Source organism: Lachnospiraceae bacterium oral taxon 096, assembly GCA_018141845.1.
In the GTDB taxonomy this organism is placed as follows: Bacteria; Bacillota; Clostridia; order Lachnospirales; family Lachnospiraceae; genus F0428.
This window is the reverse complement of the sequence record CP073340.1, coordinates 782,753-800,588: the sequence shown is the minus strand read 5'-3', so window position 1 is coordinate 800,588 and position 17,836 is coordinate 782,753. Positions and strand designations below refer to the sequence as shown.

General features: G+C 40.7%; 18 protein-coding genes. 2 read left to right on the top strand and 16 right to left on the bottom strand.

Annotated features, from left to right (window positions below; all coding sequences use genetic code 11):
• Window positions 1-98 precede the first annotated feature (98 nt).
• Both J5A74_04050 and J5A74_04045 read right to left on the bottom strand, forming a co-directional pair.
• On the bottom strand, window positions 99-1,847 hold the full coding sequence (locus J5A74_04050; protein QUI96488.1) for an alpha-glucosidase C-terminal domain-containing protein: 1,749 nt from the start codon (window positions 1,845-1,847) through the stop codon (window positions 99-101).
• A gap of 31 nt (window positions 1,848-1,878) precedes the next feature.
• Window positions 1,879-2,442 carry a DJ-1/PfpI family protein gene (locus tag J5A74_04045; protein QUI96487.1) on the bottom strand — a complete coding sequence of 188 codons (564 nt, stop codon included), beginning with the start codon at window positions 2,440-2,442 and terminating at the stop codon, window positions 1,879-1,881.
• 184 nt (window positions 2,443-2,626) lie between these two features.
• Between J5A74_04045 and J5A74_04040 the strand changes: the two genes are divergently transcribed.
• Both J5A74_04040 and J5A74_04035 read left to right on the top strand, forming a co-directional pair.
• Window positions 2,627-2,989: a CidA/LrgA family protein gene (locus tag J5A74_04040; GenBank protein ID QUI96486.1), complete on the top strand. Its 363-nt coding sequence runs from the start codon at window positions 2,627-2,629 to the stop codon at window positions 2,987-2,989.
• 1 nt (window position 2,990) lies between these two features.
• The gene (locus tag J5A74_04035) at window positions 2,991-3,683 is read left to right on the top strand and encodes an LrgB family protein (protein QUI96485.1); all 693 of its coding nucleotides are present in this window, start codon (window positions 2,991-2,993) and stop codon (window positions 3,681-3,683) included.
• 95 nt (window positions 3,684-3,778) lie between these two features.
• Here J5A74_04035 and rsmA read toward each other — a convergent pair whose 3' ends face one another.
• The 14 genes from rsmA to J5A74_03965 form a co-directional block, all read right to left on the bottom strand.
• On the bottom strand, window positions 3,779-4,642 hold the full coding sequence (rsmA, locus tag J5A74_04030) for a 16S rRNA (adenine(1518)-N(6)/adenine(1519)-N(6))-dimethyltransferase RsmA (GenBank protein ID QUI96484.1): 864 nt from the start codon (window positions 4,640-4,642) through the stop codon (window positions 3,779-3,781).
• A 15-nt stretch (window positions 4,643-4,657) separates the two neighbouring features.
• Window positions 4,658-5,440 (bottom strand): TatD family hydrolase, encoded by a 783-nt coding sequence (locus tag J5A74_04025; protein ID QUI96483.1) that lies wholly within the window; start codon window positions 5,438-5,440, stop codon window positions 4,658-4,660.
• Window positions 5,441-5,446: 6 nt separating this feature from the next.
• Window positions 5,447-6,112 carry a conjugal transfer protein TraX gene (locus tag J5A74_04020; GenBank protein ID QUI96482.1) on the bottom strand — a complete coding sequence of 222 codons (666 nt, stop codon included), beginning with the start codon at window positions 6,110-6,112 and terminating at the stop codon, window positions 5,447-5,449.
• Complete coding sequence (gene metG, locus J5A74_04015) at window positions 6,112-8,070, bottom strand: methionine--tRNA ligase (protein QUI96481.1); 1,959 nt, start codon at window positions 8,068-8,070, stop codon at window positions 6,112-6,114. Before metG ends, J5A74_04020 begins: the two co-directional genes overlap by 1 nt.
• Window positions 8,071-8,130: 60 nt before the next feature.
• Window positions 8,131-8,793: a hypothetical protein gene (locus J5A74_04010; GenBank protein QUI96480.1), complete on the bottom strand. Its 663-nt coding sequence runs from the start codon at window positions 8,791-8,793 to the stop codon at window positions 8,131-8,133.
• A gap of 9 nt (window positions 8,794-8,802) precedes the next feature.
• Entirely contained in the window at window positions 8,803-9,174 is a 372-nt protein-coding gene (locus tag J5A74_04005; GenBank protein QUI96813.1) for a MarR family transcriptional regulator, read from the bottom strand.
• Window positions 9,175-9,362: 188 nt separating this feature from the next.
• Entirely contained in the window at window positions 9,363-10,412 is a 1,050-nt protein-coding gene (locus J5A74_04000; GenBank protein QUI96479.1) for an N-acetylmuramoyl-L-alanine amidase family protein, read from the bottom strand.
• A gap of 179 nt (window positions 10,413-10,591) precedes the next feature.
• Window positions 10,592-10,774 carry a hypothetical protein gene (locus J5A74_03995; protein ID QUI96478.1) on the bottom strand — a complete coding sequence of 61 codons (183 nt, stop codon included), beginning with the start codon at window positions 10,772-10,774 and terminating at the stop codon, window positions 10,592-10,594.
• Window positions 10,774-11,760, bottom strand: coding sequence for a Gfo/Idh/MocA family oxidoreductase (locus J5A74_03990; protein ID QUI96477.1), 987 nt, complete (start codon window positions 11,758-11,760; stop codon window positions 10,774-10,776). Before J5A74_03990 ends, J5A74_03995 begins: the two co-directional genes overlap by 1 nt.
• A 104-nt stretch (window positions 11,761-11,864) precedes the next feature.
• Window positions 11,865-12,836, bottom strand: coding sequence for an ATP-binding cassette domain-containing protein (locus tag J5A74_03985; GenBank protein ID QUI96476.1), 972 nt, complete (start codon window positions 12,834-12,836; stop codon window positions 11,865-11,867).
• Complete coding sequence (locus tag J5A74_03980; GenBank protein ID QUI96475.1) at window positions 12,836-13,852, bottom strand: ABC transporter ATP-binding protein; 1,017 nt, start codon at window positions 13,850-13,852, stop codon at window positions 12,836-12,838. The genes J5A74_03985 and J5A74_03980 overlap by 1 nt, the downstream gene beginning before the upstream one ends.
• A 26-nt stretch (window positions 13,853-13,878) precedes the next feature.
• On the bottom strand, window positions 13,879-14,958 hold the full coding sequence (locus J5A74_03975; GenBank protein QUI96474.1) for an ABC transporter permease: 1,080 nt from the start codon (window positions 14,956-14,958) through the stop codon (window positions 13,879-13,881).
• A 17-nt stretch (window positions 14,959-14,975) separates the two neighbouring features.
• Entirely contained in the window at window positions 14,976-15,887 is a 912-nt protein-coding gene (locus J5A74_03970) for an ABC transporter permease (GenBank protein ID QUI96473.1), read from the bottom strand.
• A gap of 78 nt (window positions 15,888-15,965) precedes the next feature.
• Window positions 15,966-17,729: a peptide ABC transporter substrate-binding protein gene (locus tag J5A74_03965; protein QUI96812.1), complete on the bottom strand. Its 1,764-nt coding sequence runs from the start codon at window positions 17,727-17,729 to the stop codon at window positions 15,966-15,968.
• Between the last annotated feature and the right edge of the window lie 107 nt (window positions 17,730-17,836).

Genomic DNA, 17,836 nt, shown 5'->3' with positions numbered 1-17,836 from the left:
ATGATAGTATTTAAGTAAAATATATATGTTGTAAACCTAACGCCATTCATCCCACGGTCTAAAGACCATGGGTTTTCTGGCTGTTATATTATAAAAAGTTAACGGAAACTCTTTACCCAATTGAGCAATGAATTGTGGTAGACATTGTCCTTGACTTCCTTTTTCATCTGCTCAGTCACTGGTCCATTGGCTGCCATTTTCTCCAAAATGCACTGTTGCAATTGCTCGACACTCATCTCTTCATAGGAAAGATTTTTTGGAATTTCTACTGGAGAAGATTTTATTTCTTTACTTTCCTCAGTGATATCTCCCTCTTCTACTTCTGGCTCGACAACTTCTGGCTCAACAATCTGATCCTCTGCGACCATCTTCTCTGACACACAGACTTCAACCTCTGGCTCTGTAATCTCTGAGTTTTCCACTTTGATTTTTGGCTCTGGCGTAGTATCTGGCTCGATCTCAACTGTATTAGCTACCGTCTCATTGATTCTCTCTACCAATGGAACTTCGCTATCCATAACCCATACTGCAGAACTATTCGCACCCAAAGAAAATTTAAGTTGACCATCACAAGTCACTTTTCTACCCGAAATGACATCGGTATATTCTTTACCTGCCTGTGCAGAAAGTGAGAAATTGGCCTCATGATCATCACAATTGACAGCAATAATTGCTGTGCTATCCTCGAAATGTCTTGCAAAGGCATATTGGCGGTTGGTGAGCATCAATTCCTTGTAGTCCCCCGCATAGAGTGCCTTCACCTGTTGATGGGCATTGGCCAAAATACAAATTAAAGCTGTGGCTGGATTTGTCTTTAGGGCACCCTTGTAGTCCTCAATGTGGAGTGCTGGTCGAAGACTATCATCTGAAAACTTTTCCTTCTTTCCCTCAATGGCAAATTCTGATCCATAGTAAATGGATGGAATTCCTGGCAAAGTAAAGAGCAATGTGTGCACAGGATGAAAATGTTGCTTGTGTACCAATTTTGTCTGTATGCGCTCCACATCATGATTATCCACAAAATTATAAAATACATTGGCACGCTCTCTTCCAAGTTCTACAAAGCGGCGAATGGTATGTGCAATCTCAAAGTAATTGTGATCATTGTGTCCCGAATAGAGGGCCTTGTGCAATTGATAATTCGTCACTGAATGAAGAACTTCTTGGTTAACCCATCTTGTGTAGTCTCCATGAATCACCTCACCCATCAACCAAAACTCTGGCTTGGCCTGATCTGTAAATCTTCTCAAGTCCTGCATAAAGGTAAAGTCAAGGACATCAGCGGCATCTAATCGAATTCCATCGACATCAAATTCCTTAATCCAATAGTCAACAGCATCAATCATATACTCTCTCACCTTTGGATTTTGATGATTTAATTTGACAAGTAAGTTATAACCGCCCCAGTTGTCATAAGAAAAGCCATCATTGTACTCATTGTTTCCATAAAAATTGACATTGCAAAACCAATCTCGATATGGTGAATTCTCTCTATTCTTTAATAAGTCTTGAAAGGCAAAGAAATCCCTTCCCACATGATTAAACACCCCATCAAAAATAACATGAATCTTATTCTTATGGCATTCCAAAACAAATTCTTTTAAATCCTCATTTGTTCCTAAGCGCTCATCTAACTTTTTATAATCTGTTGTCTCATAGCCATGTCCCACTGAAGAAAACAATGGACCAATGTAAATCGCATTACAACCAATTTCCTTTACATGTAAAATCCATGGTAAAGCCTTCTTCAAGCGATGCTCCGTAACTTGATAATCATTCTTTTTTGGAGCATCACAAAGCCCCAACGGATAAATATGATAGAAAACTGAGTTCTCATACCATGCCATATTCTATTCCTCCAAATTTCTCTTTCTTTTTCTACTTCAATGTATCAGGATGTTGAATGCCAACTTTAATCTCTCTTGCAATCTCATCTCCAACAAGTTTCTTTACAAGTGCAAGGGAAAAATCAACTGCACAGCCCATTCCTCTTCCTGTGATAATATTTCCATCCACAGTCACTGCTTCGCCAGTATATTTTCCTGTGCCAAAGCTTTCCTCAAAACCTGGGTAACAAGTTGCCCTCTTTCCGTTTAAAATGCCCATCTTTCCAAGAATACTCGGTGCTGCACAAATGGCCGCAATATCTCCACCTTTATCTGCAAAGTCCTTTAACAAGGTCTTGAGCCCCTGATGGGCAAAGAGATGGTCTACCCCTGGAAGTCCCCCAGGAAGCACCAACATTTTTGCTCCTGAATAGTCGCTCTCATCAAAACAAATATCTGCTTCCACACAAATGCCATGTGCCCCTTCAACGCTTCTTTCTTTTCTCATTGATACGAGAATTGTATCGACTCCTGCCCGTCGCAAAATATCAACTACAGTGAGACATTCTATTTCTTCCGTCCCATTTGCCATAAATACATAAACTCTATCCTTCATTACATCCTCCTTTTTCTTCATCATAGCATATCACAACACTTATTTTTACACAACTTTGCCTAACTATTTTCTGTTTTTATTAACAAATCAGCCAAATTTCTAATTATTTTCAATTCCTTTCATCACACCCTCTAATTTATGCTAAAATGATACACAGCTTAAATTAAGAAAAGGGGAAGATTTTATGAGATTCATCAAGCAATTTATGATTATTCTCGCCATCAGTTTTATTGGCGAAGCACTTCATTCCATTGTTCCTCTGCCTGTTCCTGCAAGCATCTATGGACTTGTCATTGTGCTCATTGCGCTACAGACAGGAGCACTGCGGCTCAATCAAATTAAAATGGCAGCACTGCTTTTAATTGATATTATGCCAATTATGTTTATTCCTGCGGCTGCTGGGCTCATTGTGGTTTGGCCAGATTTGCGACCTGTCGTCATTCCATTTGCGATTATCACTGTGGTTTCTACCATTGTTGTTATGGGTGTGTCTGGACGGGTCACACAATTTGTTCGAAAATTTATAAAAAATAAGGAGGCAAAATAATATGTCTACATTCCTTGGACAATCTGCATTTTTTGGTGTGGGCATCTGCCTAATTACCTATCAAATTGGCGTGCAAATTCGTAAAAAGACAGGATGGGCGGTATGCAATCCCCTGTTAATTTCCATTGCCCTAGTCATTCTTCTTTTGATTGGGCTTCGCATTGACTATTCCCAATTTAAGGAGAGTTCAAAGTATATTAGTTTTCTTTTAACTCCCGCTACTGTCTGTCTAGCTGTTCCTCTCTATGAGAAATTACAGCTACTAAAAGATAATTTTGCTGCGATTATTGCGGGAATTATTGCAGGTGTACTCACAAGTTTAACTTGCGTACTCATCTTCTGCTTAATCTTTAAGCTTTCACATGAAAATTATGTGACACTTTTACCTAAGTCCATCACTACAGCCATTGGTATGGATGTATCAAAATCACTTGGTGGCTCCGATACCATCACTGCTTCTGTCATCATTATTACGGGTGTTCTCGGAAATGTGATTGCCGATGTGATTTTAAAACTATTTCGGATCACCGATCCAATCGCAAAGGGTATTGCTCTTGGTACTTCTGCTCACGCCATTGGTACATCCAAGGCCCTCGAAATCGGTGAAACTGAGGGTGCCATGAGTTCACTCTCCATCGCCGTTGCTGGTCTATTGACTGTGCTCGGTTCAACTATTTATGCAAATTTCTTTTAATAAAAAAGACCTTCCCACATCTGATATGTACCCTCCTTACTGGGTGTCCAGTAAAGAGGGTACATATCAATCCGCATAGATGTAGGGAGGTCCTTTTATTTTGCACTGAAATAATTTGAAAGCTTGGCAAATTGGAAAAGTTCCAATGCCTCTCCTCGAATACTTGGACTTACTTGAAGGCTAGCAATCGCCTGTGCAATTTTTTCCTTGCTAAAATGAAGGTCTGGTGCATTGTTGAGACCATTTTGCAAAGTCTTTCTTCTTTGGTTAAATGAAGCTCGAATAATGCGAAACATCAACTCCTCGTCCTCTACTTCGACAGGAGGATGAATATGTCTTGTCAATCGAATCACTGACGAGGATACATTTGGTCTTGGAATAAAGCATTCTGGTGGAACAATGGCAACAACCTCTGGCTTTGCGTAGTACTGCACAGCCAGAGAAAGTGCACCATAGTCCTTTGTTCCCGGACCAACCTGCATGCGGTCAGCGACTTCCTTTTGTACCATAACCGTAATACTTGCAATAGGAACATGGCTTTCAAATAATCCCATAATGATTGGCGTGGTGATATAGTAGGGAAGATTGGCAACCACTTTTATTGGTTTTCCACCATTGTGCTCATCCACAATCTTTTGAATATCCACTTTGAGAATATCTGCATTGATTATCTCTACATTTTGATAATCACCCAGTGTCTCCTCCAAAATTGGAATTAAATTCTTATCAATTTCTACCACAATCACTTTTCTTGCTCGCTCACACAGATATTGTGTCATTGTTCCAATTCCTGGTCCAATCTCCAATACACAATCCTCTTCCCCAACTTCTGCACTGTCCACAATTTTTTCCAAAATATGTGCATCGATCAAAAAGTTTTGACCAAACTTCTTCTGAAAATGAAAACCATATTTTTGAATGATTTCTCTTGTCCTTGCTGGATTTCCCAGTATTGCCATTTTCTTCCCTTCTCTCTATCCCAACTTTGGATAGAGTCTATGTGCGTTTTCAAATGTTCTTTGCACCACTTCTTCTGCTTGTATTCCCTTAATTCTTGCAATCTCTTCCACAATGTAGGGAATATTGAGTGAGGAATTTCTCTTTCCTCGATTGGGTACGGGAGACAAGTAAGGTGCATCTGTCTCCAGCACGATAGATTCCATTGGCAAATATGCAATGACTTCCTTGAGTTTTTTTGCATTTTTGAATGTAGATACACCGCCAATGCCAAAGAAAAATCCCATCTTTAGGTACTCCCTGGCAAGTTCCACACCATAGGAATAGCAATGCACCACGCCACCAATTTCTCCCGCTCTTTTTGCCACCATCATATCGAGTGTGTCCTTTGCCGCATCCCTTGAGTGAATTACGATTGGCAATTTTTTCTCCCTTGCCAATTCCATTTGACATTCAAACCACTTCTTTTGAATCTCTTTTGATGGCTCGGGCCAGTAGTAATCAAGTCCAATTTCTCCAATCGCAACAACCTTTTCTTCATCGGCAAGATGAGAAAGTTGCTCAAACTTTTCCTCATCTAGCTCCTCTGTCTCTGAGGGATGAACCCCAACGGCCGCATAGATATGTGGATACTTTTTTGCCAGTGCAATTGAATTTTGGCTAGTCTTTATACTTGCCCCAATATTGACCACTCGCATAATTCTGTTTTTGTTAAGACTCTCTATTAAGACTTCTCTGTCCCCATCAAATGCCTCATCATCGTAATGGGCATGGGTATCAATCATCCATTCTCTACTCATTATTTTCTAATGTACTCCAAAAAATATTAATCTCGCCAATCCATAGAGGATGAGCAGGTGCAATGGATAAAAGATGTAAAAGAAATACTTTAATTGTCTTCCTCTCTTCCCATTGTATAAAAGTATCGGTCCAAAGGCAAGAATTGCTGGTGGCTCTGACAATAAAACAATGCTGCCACACACAACCTGTTGCATTGGCTGTCGAATATAGTAAAAGACTGCCGCCAATAAAATGCCAATATATCCATAGTCCGTCCTTGTTGCCCAAGCCACAACTGCAGCCACAATAAGAGCGACATACTTGACATACGGTTTCTTTTTGTACTTTTCAATTATAAAGAGCATCACTGCCCCAATGCCAAGATTAAAGAGTACATTTTGATGGGTAAAATCAAACAACCTAAAAAATGCCAAATCAAATGGAACTTCTGAAATAATTGCAAAGATAAATATTCTCTTAATATAATTGAGGCGATTGGAAGTTTTTCTAAATCCCTCCACCATCAAAAATACAAAGATTGGAAATGCCAATCGCCCAATAAATCGGCTGACCCAGTAGGTAATACTCACAGGGTTGAGTAGCACCACTGCAATATGATCAATGAGCATAGAAAGTACGGCAATATACTTTAATTGTGCTGAACTTAAGCCATTTTTAATCAATTTCTCCATTATCGAATCTCTGCACCTGGCTTTAATGTTTTTTCTGATGTCACAAGAGAGAGATTTCCCTCATTGTCCTCTGCACACAAAATCATACCTTCACTCATCACACCAGCGATCTTTTTTGGTTCAAGATTCACTAAAACTGTCACGGTCTTTCCAACCATTTCCTCTGGCGTATACCAATTTTTAATTCCACTGACAATCTGACGAATTTGGCTGCCAATCTGTACCTTTGAGCACAACAACTTCTTTGACTTTGGTACCGCTTCACATTCGATAATCTTTCCAAGCTGAATTTGCAATTTCATAAAGTCATCAAAGCTAATCTTTTCCTTGGCTTCGACATCCATTCCTACCACTTCTTCCTTCTTTGGCTTTGGCATTATCTTGGCAACCTTATCTAGCACTTCTTGTAAATCCAACCTTGCAAATAAAATCTCTGGCTTTTCCACAACTTTTGTTCCATCACAAAGTAGACCAAATTTATCCATATCTTCAAATGCTCTCTTATCTGTTCCCAATTGCTCAAGTATTTTTTCTGCTGTCTCTGGCATAAAACTCTCAAGCAAGGAAGTTCCAATCACAATGGCCTCCGAAAGATGATAAAGAACGGTCTGCAAGCGTCCCTTCTTTTCCTCATCCTTTGCCAAAATCCAAGGGCAAGTTTCATCAATATACTTATTGCAACGCTTAAAGATATTCCAAATCTCTGTGATGGCATCGGCAACACGAAGTTTTTCCATCTTCTTTTGTGTCGCATTCACTGCACAAAGTACGGTCTCCTTTAAATCTTGATCAAAGCCCTCTTCACCTTCAACCTTCGCATTGACCAGCACACCATCAAAGTATTTATTGGTCATCGATACTGTACGACTGACCAAATTTCCAAGAATGTTGGCAAGGTCAGAGTTAAAGCGTTCCACCATCAATTCCCAACTAATCACACCATCATTGTCAAATGGCATTTCGTGAAGAACAAAGTAGCGCACAGCATCCACACCAAAGAAATCAACCAATGTGTCAGCATAGATAACATTACCCTTTGATTTACTCATCTTTCCATCGCCCTGCAATAGCCACGGATGGCCAAATACCTGCTTTGGCAGTGGCAAATCCAAGGCCATCAAAAAGATTGGCCAATAAATCGTATGGAAGCGAATAATGTCCTTGCCCACAAGATGCAACTCTGCCGGCCAATACTTATGAAATTGCTCACTCGAATGACCATCACAATCATAGCCAATGCCTGTGATATAGTTAACTAAGGCATCGAGCCACACATAGACCACATGTTTTGGGTCAAAGTCCACAGGAATGCCCCAACTAAAGCTAGTTCTCGACACACAAAGATCTTGTAATCCTGGCAATAGGAAATTATTCATCATCTCATTTTTTCTGGAAACTGGTTGAATAAATTCTGGATGTTCATTGATATAGTCAATCAGGCGATCTGCATACTTACTCATCTTAAAGAAATATGCCTCTTCCTTTGCAGGGTGCACTGGTCCCCCACAATCTGGACATTTGCCATCCACAAGCTGACTCTCTGTAAAAAAGGACTCGCAGGCTGTACAATACATTCCCTCATAAGCTCCCTTATAAATATCCCCTTGGTCGTAAAGCTTTCTAAAAATCTTTTGCACCTGCTTTTCATGATATTCATCGGTTGTTCGAATAAATTTATCATAGGAAGTGTTCATCAAATCCCAAATTTCTTTAATCTCCCCGGCAACCTTATCGACATGTTCCTTTGGCGTGATTCCTGCCGCCTCGGCCTTTAACTCAATTTTTTGTCCATGCTCATCCGTCCCTGTCTGAAAAAACACATCATACCCCTGTGCACGGCGAAATCTTGCAATGGCATCCGTAAGGATAATTTCATATGTATTTCCAATATGTGGCTTTCCCGATGCGTACGCAATCGCTGTTGTAATATAATATGGCTTTTTTATTTTTGTGCTCATCTTGTATTTCCTTCCCCATTAGCAAAAAACACCCACCTCCTGCAAGGCGGGCATTTCTTTTTACTTCAATGTCTTTGTATTTCTAAATGCGGCATCTGTCACAACATCTTTTCCATTGGCCTTTATGGTCAAGGTTTCCAAATCAAAGTTTTCGATATAGGTATCAATAACGGATGCCACCGTTGCCTCCTTAGAAGTATCTAATTCTGAAAGCTCCAATGTTCCCTTCTTGCCATCCATTGTAAATGACTTCACAGCGGTGGTACCTGCCAGTACGCCCTGCTCAACCATCTTTGCATTCAAATGCTCTGCATCCAATGCTTCCACACTATCCATCTTCTGCTTTAATCCCTTATCACTTGGCACATAAATGGCAATGACGGTTTGCTTTGCTGCATTTGGATCTGGTGCCTTATCGGCCGGTGTTGTCTCTGCACCCGCCTTTGCTCCTGAGCTCTCTGCTGGTCCAACTGCATTGTGTCCTCCATCTGTACTTACGGTTGAACTTGCCTTGCTGTCGTCAGCCTTTGTTGTCTCACCAGCTTTTGTGCTTTCATCTGACTTTGCACTTTCGCTTTCACTGATCTTAACCGTCTCCCCTGCCTTTGTGCTCTCACTTGATGCCACTGTTGTTGTATCTGTCTTCTTATGATTTCCACAAGCAGTCATCATCAGAGCTACACTTGCTATTGCTGTCATGGCAATTACATTGAATTTTCTCATTATGTCACCTCAATTTTCTTCCTTGCGCTTCGCAACCCATCCATCAACTTTTTTCAGTGCTCGTATCAAGACATCTAATTCCTGCGCATCCATTTCATCCACAATTTCTTCTACCATACTTTGGTGAAAATGCTCATGGTAGCGATAAGCCTCAATCCCTTTTTCTGACAATGCAATATGGACCACTCTCCGATCTTTTTTTGACCGCTCCCTGTGCACATATCCCTTTTTTACCAATCCATTAATTGCAATGGTCAGCGAACCAACCGTGACGGAAAGCTTTGCTGCAACTGTAGACATATTCTGTTGTTCACCAATGCCAATGGCATCGATAACATGCATATCATTGTTGGTGATGTCCTTAAACTTTTCTGTTTGCATCGCTTGAATTTCTACTGCTAAAACTTCATTAAACAGATTCACCAACACTTTATTTAATTCTGCAAAACCGTCCACTTTGCAATCTCTCCTTCGGGTCTGTGGCTATACTACGACATTATACTGTATATTTTTTGTAGTTTCAACTAAAAAAAAGCTGCACAGAGGCAACCTCCATGCAGCAAAACAATTTATCTTACCCAAACACCATCGCCATTGACATAGTAGCCATCTGGAGTTCTTGTATTGGACAACATACTTCCACTTCCTGACATATAGTACCAAAGTCCCTTGGACTGTACCCAGCCAGTAGCCATACCACCATCAGCATTTAAGAAATACCATGCGCCCTTCCACTGTACCCAGCCAGTGACCATATATCCATTCGCATTAAAGAAATACCATCTTCCATTAATCAGCTGCCAGTTGTTGGTTGTGTAAGAGCCATTGGCATTGCGATACCACCAACCTGTATTATCTCTGAGCCAACCTGCTGTTGTTCTTCTATTTGCAATATTGTGGTCATTAAAATAATCATTGTCCAAATCAAACTCATCGGAAGTTGCCCACTCGCCATAGCTTCCATCATAGTACGCTCTGATTTTATACTTGTAGTTTCCTGGAGTTGTGATGTAATTTGAGAAGTCATAGGAACTATTTGTTGTGTCCACTGTGGTCAATAAAACATTGCCCTTGTAGAGCTTCAATGTGTAGCGATTGGCATAATTTCCACCATTCCATGTCGCTGTGCGTGTGTCTTCATTCCAATCGGCATCCTCAACCTTTAAATCTCCTCTGGTCAAACCATTGCTCAACTTCGCCATCTTGACATACAAGGTCAAAGAATTCGATGTTCCGCTGCTCTTTACAAAGTAAACCTTATCTCCTGAGAGGGTGTAATATCCAGAATTTCTTAAACTGGAAGTATTAAACTTATGGTCCTCATCGGCTCTCAATGTCACCTTGAACTCAGGAACATTGCCAGTCAACCATCGGCTACCCGACATATTGGTGGCTACTCCCTCCTCTCCAGCAACATCAAAACCTTCGTCTGAAGAATCGACACCGATCTTCTTTTCCCCAGATCCTGCCTCAATCTCTGAAGTATCAAAATGCAAATTCACATGATTAATTACCGTCTTTTGTGCAGCAAAAGCCATTGATGCCATTCCTACAACCATACCCAAGGAAAGAGCCAATGTCGCAACACTTTTCAATAAATTCTTTTTTGTCATACTCATTACCTGTCCTTTCTCTTTGATATCTCCATTCTACACTTTTTCTTTGACAAAATATAGTTGCTAAACACTTAAAATTTGCTGAAATCATCGAAAGTTTTTCGTAATTTTCTTGTAAAAGACAAATAATCTAGCACGAAAAAGAGAGTATCCCCTCTGGACACTCTCTTCTCAAGCAGATTCTATTTTTGTGGCACACTAAATTCTGGATTTATTGTCTCCTCCACAGGTTCTTCAATCTGCACATGACCATCATCCACACTGCTTGGAGGTGTACCTGTTTGAATGACAGCTGCTGGCTTCTTTTGCCCACAACCAACCATCAAAACAGCTACAGCAATCAACATCAAATATCTCTTCTTCATTATTTTGTCTTTACCTGATCTGCTGGGAAACGCATATTATTCTGCATGCGAACACCATCGAGCATACGCATTGTGTTGAGAGAAACTGCACGATAATGCTCCATATTTTCTCCCTTTTTTACCATATTGATAAAATCCTTGATTTCATAGACCATATTGTTTTCACACTCTTCGCGCTCAAACTCCTCATGTCTTCCATCATTGTATTCTACTTCGATCTTATCAATGTCACGGATATAGGTGTAATACAATGTGGCATCCTCTCCTTCAATGGTACAGCAATTATCTGATGTGGTAATTTTTGAATAGTCCATTTCTGCAATCGCTCCTGGATAGGTCGCAATAATCTTTCCAGCACCATCTACACCTGTCTTTAATGGAATCATCGCAGAAGTAATCTTCTCTGGCATGCCAAAAAGCCCAATCAAAGACTCCACACAATAGACACCAACATCCATCAATGCTCCACCAGACATCTCCCTTGCAAATACTGATGTAATCTCTCCCTCTTTAAAGGCATTATATCTTCTTGAATACTCTGAAAAATTCAAATAAATCTTTCGAATTCGACCAAGTTTTTTCAAATTCTTCTTAATCAATGCATAACCTGGATCATGTATTGGTCGCATTGCCTCCATTAAGATGACATTATTGTCCTCTGCTGCTCTAAACATCGCCTCTGCTTCTGCTAAGTTGGATGCCAAGGACTTCTCGCAGAGTACATGCTTTCCGTGCATCATCATTTTAATCGCCTGCATAGCGTGCAATGCAATCGGACTTGCAATATATACAGCTTCCACTTCTTCGTCGGCAACAAGCTCATCCACATCATCATAGGCCTTCTTTGCTCCATAGCTCTTTGCCAATGCCTTTGCCTTTTCCAAATCCCTAGAATAAGTGGCAACCAATTTTGCTCCTCGCACTGACTTTACTGCCTGCAAAAATTCTTCTGTAATACCACTCGTTCCAATTGTAGCAAACTTCATTCTTTCTTCCCCTATTCTTTATTAGCAAATTACATTTTTCGGTATTGTCCTATAAATTTTACCTTAATTGGCAATAAATGTAAAGCAAAGCAAAGTAACTGTTTTTACTTATTCCAGCACGCAACCATATGCCCCTGACCACGATCCGTCAGTGGTGGGCACTCATTGGCACATTGCTCTGTCGCATAGCGACATCTTGTTCGAAATGCACAACCTTTTGGCATATTCAGAGGGCTTGGCACATCGCCTTCAAGAATAATTCTCTTACTCTGCCTTGCAATCTTTGGATCTGGAATTGGTACAGCAGAAAGAAGCGACAAGCTATAAGGATGAATTGGTGAACGATTCAGCTCATCTGCATCCGCAATCTCCACAATTTTTCCAAGATACATTACCGCAATGCGATTGGAAATATGATGTACAACCAAGAGGTCATGGGCAATAAATAAATAGGCAACACCCAATTTTTCCTGAAGTTCCTCAAACATATTAATGACCTGTGCCTGAATGGAAACATCCAGTGCTGACACCGCCTCATCACAGACAATAAACTTTGGATCAACAGCAAGTGCTCTTGCAATTCCAATTCTTTGCCTCTGTCCGCCTGAAAATTCATGAGCATATCTTGTGGCATGCTCGGCATTCAAACCAACAGTCTCCATCAAACTCAAAATTTTCTCTCTTCGGTCTGCCCTTGTTGTGTAGAGCTTATGCACATCGAGTGGCTCACCAATAATATCCTCTACGGTCATTCTTGGATTGAGTGAGGAATAGGGATCTTGAAATACCATCTGCATTTCTTTTCTCAAATGCCGAATACTCTGGTCATTGACCAGTTCCCCATTAAAACGAAATTCTCCAGAGGTTGGCTTGTAAAGGCGAAGAAGTGCACGACCAACTGTTGTCTTTCCACAACCTGACTCACCTACAAGACCCAATGTTTCTCCTGGCTTAATTTCAAAGCTCACGCCATCTACGGCTTTTAATGGCTTTGAAGAAAACCAACCTGTCTTCACTGGAAAGTGCATTTTTAAGTCCTTTACTTCTACGAGGAAGTCATTTTGTTTCTTTTCCATTATCTTGCCTCCTCTTCCATCATCTTCTTGACATTGAGCCAACAAGCCGCATAGTGGCGATCATCCACAGGTAATTCCTCTGGCTTTTGTGTCAAACAAATCTTCATTGCATTCTCACATCGGCTACAAAATGCACAACCTTTTGGCAAATTCAAAAGATTGATTGGAGAGCCTGCAATAGGAACCAATTTTTCATTCATATTGGATGCCTTTGGAATGGAGCGAAGGAGCCCCTTGGTGTACTCATGGCGTGGATTGTAGAAAATATCATCTGCTGTTCCCCTCTCACACACTCGTCCACCATACATTACAATAATCTCATCACACATAGAAGCAATAACGCCAAGGTCATGGGTAACCATAATAATTGCCATTCCTAGCTTCTTTTGCAAATCCTGCATCAATTCCAAAATCTGTGCCTGAATGGTCACATCCAGAGCTGTCGTCGGCTCATCTGCAATCAAAATATCTGGCTCACAGGCCAGAGCCATTGCAATCATCACACGCTGGCGCATTCCACCGGAAAGCTCAAATGGATATTGCTTAATACGCTTATCTGGCTGATTTACTCCAACCATCTCCAATAATTCAATCGAGCGCTGCGTTGCTTCCTTTTTTCCCTTATATTTGGTATGAAGTTGAAGTGCCTCATTCAATTGGTAACCCACAGTAAAAGTTGGATTTAAACTCGTCATTGGATCCTGGAAAATAATACTGCACTTGTCGCCTCGAAAATTGTCCAACTGCTTCTTGGAATAATTTAAAATATTTTCTCCCTTGTAGAGAATTTCTCCATCAACAACTTTTCCTGTTGAGGATAAAATTTGCATAATGGAATACGCCGTAACCGACTTTCCAGAACCAGACTCTCCAACAACACCCAAAATCTTTCCTCGACCTAATTCAAAAGATACGCCGTTGACTGCACGCACCTCTCCTGAGTCAGTAAAAAATGATGTGTTTAAATTTCTTACGCTCAGCACGGTCTCGTTATTTACATTTGTATTTTCTGCCATATTTGTTTCCCCTATCTACACACAACTTATTTTTGTAGCTTTGGATCAAATGCATCGCGCATTGCATCGCCAAGCAAGTTAAATGCAAGTACAATCAAGATAATCATTGCTGCTGGAAATACCAATTTTAACGGATAGGATTGCATACCTGATCTCGCTGCATTGGCAAGAGATCCCAAAGAAGGCATAGGAAGAGCAACACCCAGTCCAATAAAGGAAAGATAGGACTCTGTAAAAATAGCAGATGGGATTTGCTGTGCTGTACTGATAATAATGACGCTGATACAGTTTGGCAAAATATGTTTTCTGATAATATGTCCTGCACTTGCACCGGTGGCTTTGCTGGCCAATACATATTCATTTTCCTTGATGGTCAAAATTTGACCTCTGACCAGTCTTGACATTCCAACCCAATACAAGAGACCAAATACAATAAACATGGATACCATATTTGTTCCAAGACCGCCAATAATGGGAATCTTACTAAAATCAAACTTTTCCTTAAATACGACACTCAATAGAATAATAATCAATAGATCAGGCAGGGAGTAAATAATATCGACAATTCTCATCATTGCCAAATCAAGTTTTCCTCCCATATATCCCGCAATCGAGCCATATACTGTACCAATCACCAAAACCATCAAACTGGCAAATACACCGACCAATACCGATACTCTCGTTCCATAGATGACACGAATAAAGTAATCTCTTCCCAATTCATCTGTTCCCATGATATGTGGAAACAGCTTTGTATTGGTCTTTTCCATATATTGCTTTTCTATTGGTGAATACTGAAATGGCTTTAAGTTGTTCGCCTGTTTATCTCTCTTTCCATCCACTGTAATAATCTGCTCATAACTATATGGCACAACTCTTGGTGTCACAATGATGAGAGCCAATACAAGGGCCAACACTACCATAGAGAAGACCGCCAATGGGTTTCTCATCAATCTTCTCATACCATCCTTAAAAAAGGTGGTGGACTCAGCCATGACATCTGCTTGCTTTTTCTCCTCGTCCGTCGCCTTTTCAAAAAGTGCAGGGTCGATTTGCATACTGAGCATATGCTTTTTTGGTGCAGGTATATCATAATTTTCTGCCATAATTTCTCTCCTCTGTACTAATCTAACTTAATTCTTGGGTCAACCAACTTATATACCAAGTCGGAAACCAAATTCATCACAACCATCAATGTTGCAAGGAAAATCGTCGTTCCCATAATCATTGTGTAATCTCTCTTTGTAATACTATCTACAAACTTTGATCCCAGACCACCAATGGTAAAAATGGTCTCAACAACTAACGATCCTGTCAAAATAGAGGCTGTCAGTGGCCCGACATAGGTAATGACTGGAATCAAGGCATTGCGCAATGAGTGCACAAAAATAATCTTCCATGGACTCACGCCCTTTGCTCTTGCAGTGCGCACATAGTCCTGTCCGAGCACATCGAGCATACTTGTCTTTGTCAACCTCGTGATATAGGCCATTGGTGACAGAGAAAGTGCAATGACAGGCAACACATAATTTGGATTATTTGTACTCCACACTGGCACAACCTTTAATTGAATGCAAAAAACAAGCAATAAAAATGAACCCAACACAAAACTTGGCATTGCAGTAAACAATGTGACAAAAAAGATAATCACTCTATCTGGCCACTTATTTCGATTGAGTGCTGCAACACTGCCCAAAATAATGCCAAAAATCAAGGCAATAATAACTGCAATTCCTCCAATTCGTGCAGATACCACAAAGGACTCCGAAATGGTCTTTCCAATATCTCTTCCTGTTGTCAGTGAAATACCAAAGTCTCCATGTAAGAGATTGACCATATAATTTTTAAATTGCACAAGTACTGGCTGATCTAAGCCATACCTTGCATTCAATACCCTTAAAACCTCAGCCGACTTTGCCTTCTCTCCATTGAACGGACCACCTGGTACTGCATTCATTGCAAAAAAGGTAATAAAGCAGATTAAAAACAGGGTAATTACCGCCAAGAAGATTCTTTTAATGGTATATTTCAGCATCTTTCTTCCCCTTTCTCCATAAATAGATATAGCTGCATACCCAACAGCGGGTATACAGCTATCCTAGAAATCCTCTTATTACTTACCTAACTGTTCGTTGTTATTTCCTGATGTAGACATAAACTGCTCCAACATATTTGCAGGATCATTGTAATCGGCAAGCCATCCCTCTCTAGCCACATCAAAGTTGCCAACCTTTCGGTCATTAACGAATGTCTGCCAATCCTCAGTAGAAATATTCATCGTGATACCAATCGCTGCCCAATCCTGCTGTATTGCCTGTGCAATCGCTTCATTTCCTGTATTCTGGTTAACAAGGTAGTTAATGGTAATTGGAGTCTCTGAGCTCAACATACCATTGTCATCAAACTTATATCCTGCCTCCTTGAGAAGAGAAATTGCCTGATCCTTATCTACAGCAATCTTATAGTAACCACCATCTACTGGATACTTATAAGCATCATCGTCCTGCTTAAAGATACCACCATGACCATCGCTCATTCCAGCTGGAACAAAGGTGTTGGCAGGCTGCTGTCCTGTCTTTCCGATAGTGTCTACAATGTACTGACGGTCAATCAAAAGACCAAGTGCACGGCGCATCTTGCTCGCCTGCTCTGGTGTCTTTCCATCAAACATCTTGCTGTTGACATTAAATCCAACATAGTAGGTACCAAGGTTGTTTACAACATGGAAATCTGGCAAACTCTTTAAGTTGTCAATCTCACCATTTGGCACAGAGTCGATAAAGTCAAGGTTTCCTGCCTGATATGCTGCAAGAATAGCTGTGTCATCGGCACTGAGCATAAAGTGAAGCTCATTGACGGTCACCTTATCTGCGTCATAGAAGTTTGGATTCTTTACATAGACCATAGACTCATTGTGCTTCCACTCTTTCAAAGTATAGGCACCATTGCTGACAAAACCTGCCTCAGATGCCCAAGCACCAGGATTTGCCTCGTGATCCTTTGCTCCCTCAACGCTGGCCTTTGGCACTGGCATATAGGTTGAGAAGGTCAATAATTCCATCATATAAGGCACTGGAGCCTTTAACTTAAACTTCAAAGTGTTGTCATCCACTGCACTGACATCAATGGTTCCATCGGATCCTTTTTCCATAATGTCAAATAGATAGGAATAATCGGAACCTGTCTTTGGATCTGCTGCTCTCTTCCAAGAGTAGACAAAGTCATTGGCATTGAGTGGTGAGCCATCGCTCCACTTCAAATCCTTCTTCAACTTAATGGTGTACTCCTTGCCATCGGAGGAAACGGTTGGATCTCCATCTGCAAGTGCTGGAGAAATCTTGTTGTCATTGCCCATAACATAGAGACCGACAAATGAGTTCGCTGCCAAAGATCCACCATCAGTAGTTGAGGTCAATGCTGGATCGAGCTTATCTGGCTCTGATGCAAGATTGATTCTCAACACATCAATTGGCTGTCCCTTGTTGGTCATATACATAAAAAGCTTATGACTACCAACAAGGGTAACAATGCCGCCCTGTAAATCTGGCTTTTGCATATACAAATCATTGTAATAGTACAATGGTGCCACAGCACCTGTGTCCATCAACATAGCCTCTGCCTTGTGCAAAGTAGCTTCTCTGTGTACTAGATCTGCATCCTGATATACTGACTGAATCAGCTCATCATATGCTGTCCATTCAGGTGCTGCCTCACTCTTTTTTCCTGTAGATGTTGCACTTTTATTATCTGTTGCTGCGGTTGTTTCTGTTGTTGCGGTTGTTGAAGTCGCTGAATCAGACTTTTTTCCGCCACAAGCGGCAAGCATACTCGCTGACATAATACTCATCAGTGCTAATGCTACAAATCTTTTCTTCATCATATCTTCTCTCCTCCTACATAAAATTTTCTCTTTTGTTCATATTATCTTATGTTAGTTTCATTGTCAAGCTCGTAAATGTGAGAAACTCACAAGAAAAGCTTCCC

What these genes read in the sequence shown, in the direction of transcription:
- J5A74_04020 (QUI96482.1), bottom strand. Translation starts at nt 6,112, where the DNA reads ATGGAGAAATTGATTAAAAATGGCTTAAGTTCAGCACAATTAAAGTAT.
- rsmA (QUI96484.1), bottom strand. Translation starts at nt 4,642, where the DNA reads ATGGCAATACTGGGAAATCCAGCAAGGACAAGAGAAATCATTCAAAAA.
- J5A74_03995 (QUI96478.1), bottom strand. Translation starts at nt 10,774, where the DNA reads ATGAAGAAGAGATATTTGATGTTGATTGCTGTAGCTGTTTTGATGGTT.
- J5A74_04035 (QUI96485.1), top strand. Translation starts at nt 2,991, where the DNA reads ATGTCTACATTCCTTGGACAATCTGCATTTTTTGGTGTGGGCATCTGC.
- J5A74_04045 (QUI96487.1), bottom strand. Translation starts at nt 2,442, where the DNA reads ATGAAGGATAGAGTTTATGTATTTATGGCAAATGGGACGGAAGAAATA.
- J5A74_03975 (QUI96474.1), bottom strand. Translation starts at nt 14,958, where the DNA reads ATGGCAGAAAATTATGATATACCTGCACCAAAAAAGCATATGCTCAGT.
- J5A74_03990 (QUI96477.1), bottom strand. Translation starts at nt 11,760, where the DNA reads ATGAAGTTTGCTACAATTGGAACGAGTGGTATTACAGAAGAATTTTTG.
- J5A74_03980 (QUI96475.1), bottom strand. Translation starts at nt 13,852, where the DNA reads ATGGCAGAAAATACAAATGTAAATAACGAGACCGTGCTGAGCGTAAGA.
- J5A74_03970 (QUI96473.1), bottom strand. Translation starts at nt 15,887, where the DNA reads ATGCTGAAATATACCATTAAAAGAATCTTCTTGGCGGTAATTACCCTG.
- metG (QUI96481.1), bottom strand. Translation starts at nt 8,070, where the DNA reads ATGAGCACAAAAATAAAAAAGCCATATTATATTACAACAGCGATTGCG.
- J5A74_04000 (QUI96479.1), bottom strand. Translation starts at nt 10,412, where the DNA reads ATGAGTATGACAAAAAAGAATTTATTGAAAAGTGTTGCGACATTGGCT.
- J5A74_03965 (QUI96812.1), bottom strand. Translation starts at nt 17,729, where the DNA reads ATGAAGAAAAGATTTGTAGCATTAGCACTGATGAGTATTATGTCAGCG.
- J5A74_04050 (QUI96488.1), bottom strand. Translation starts at nt 1,847, where the DNA reads ATGGCATGGTATGAGAACTCAGTTTTCTATCATATTTATCCGTTGGGG.
- J5A74_04005 (QUI96813.1), bottom strand. Translation starts at nt 9,174, where the DNA reads ATGCAAACAGAAAAGTTTAAGGACATCACCAACAATGATATGCATGTT.
- J5A74_04040 (QUI96486.1), top strand. Translation starts at nt 2,627, where the DNA reads ATGAGATTCATCAAGCAATTTATGATTATTCTCGCCATCAGTTTTATT.
- J5A74_03985 (QUI96476.1), bottom strand. Translation starts at nt 12,836, where the DNA reads ATGGAAAAGAAACAAAATGACTTCCTCGTAGAAGTAAAGGACTTAAAA.
- J5A74_04010 (QUI96480.1), bottom strand. Translation starts at nt 8,793, where the DNA reads ATGAGAAAATTCAATGTAATTGCCATGACAGCAATAGCAAGTGTAGCT.
- J5A74_04025 (QUI96483.1), bottom strand. Translation starts at nt 5,440, where the DNA reads ATGAGTAGAGAATGGATGATTGATACCCATGCCCATTACGATGATGAG.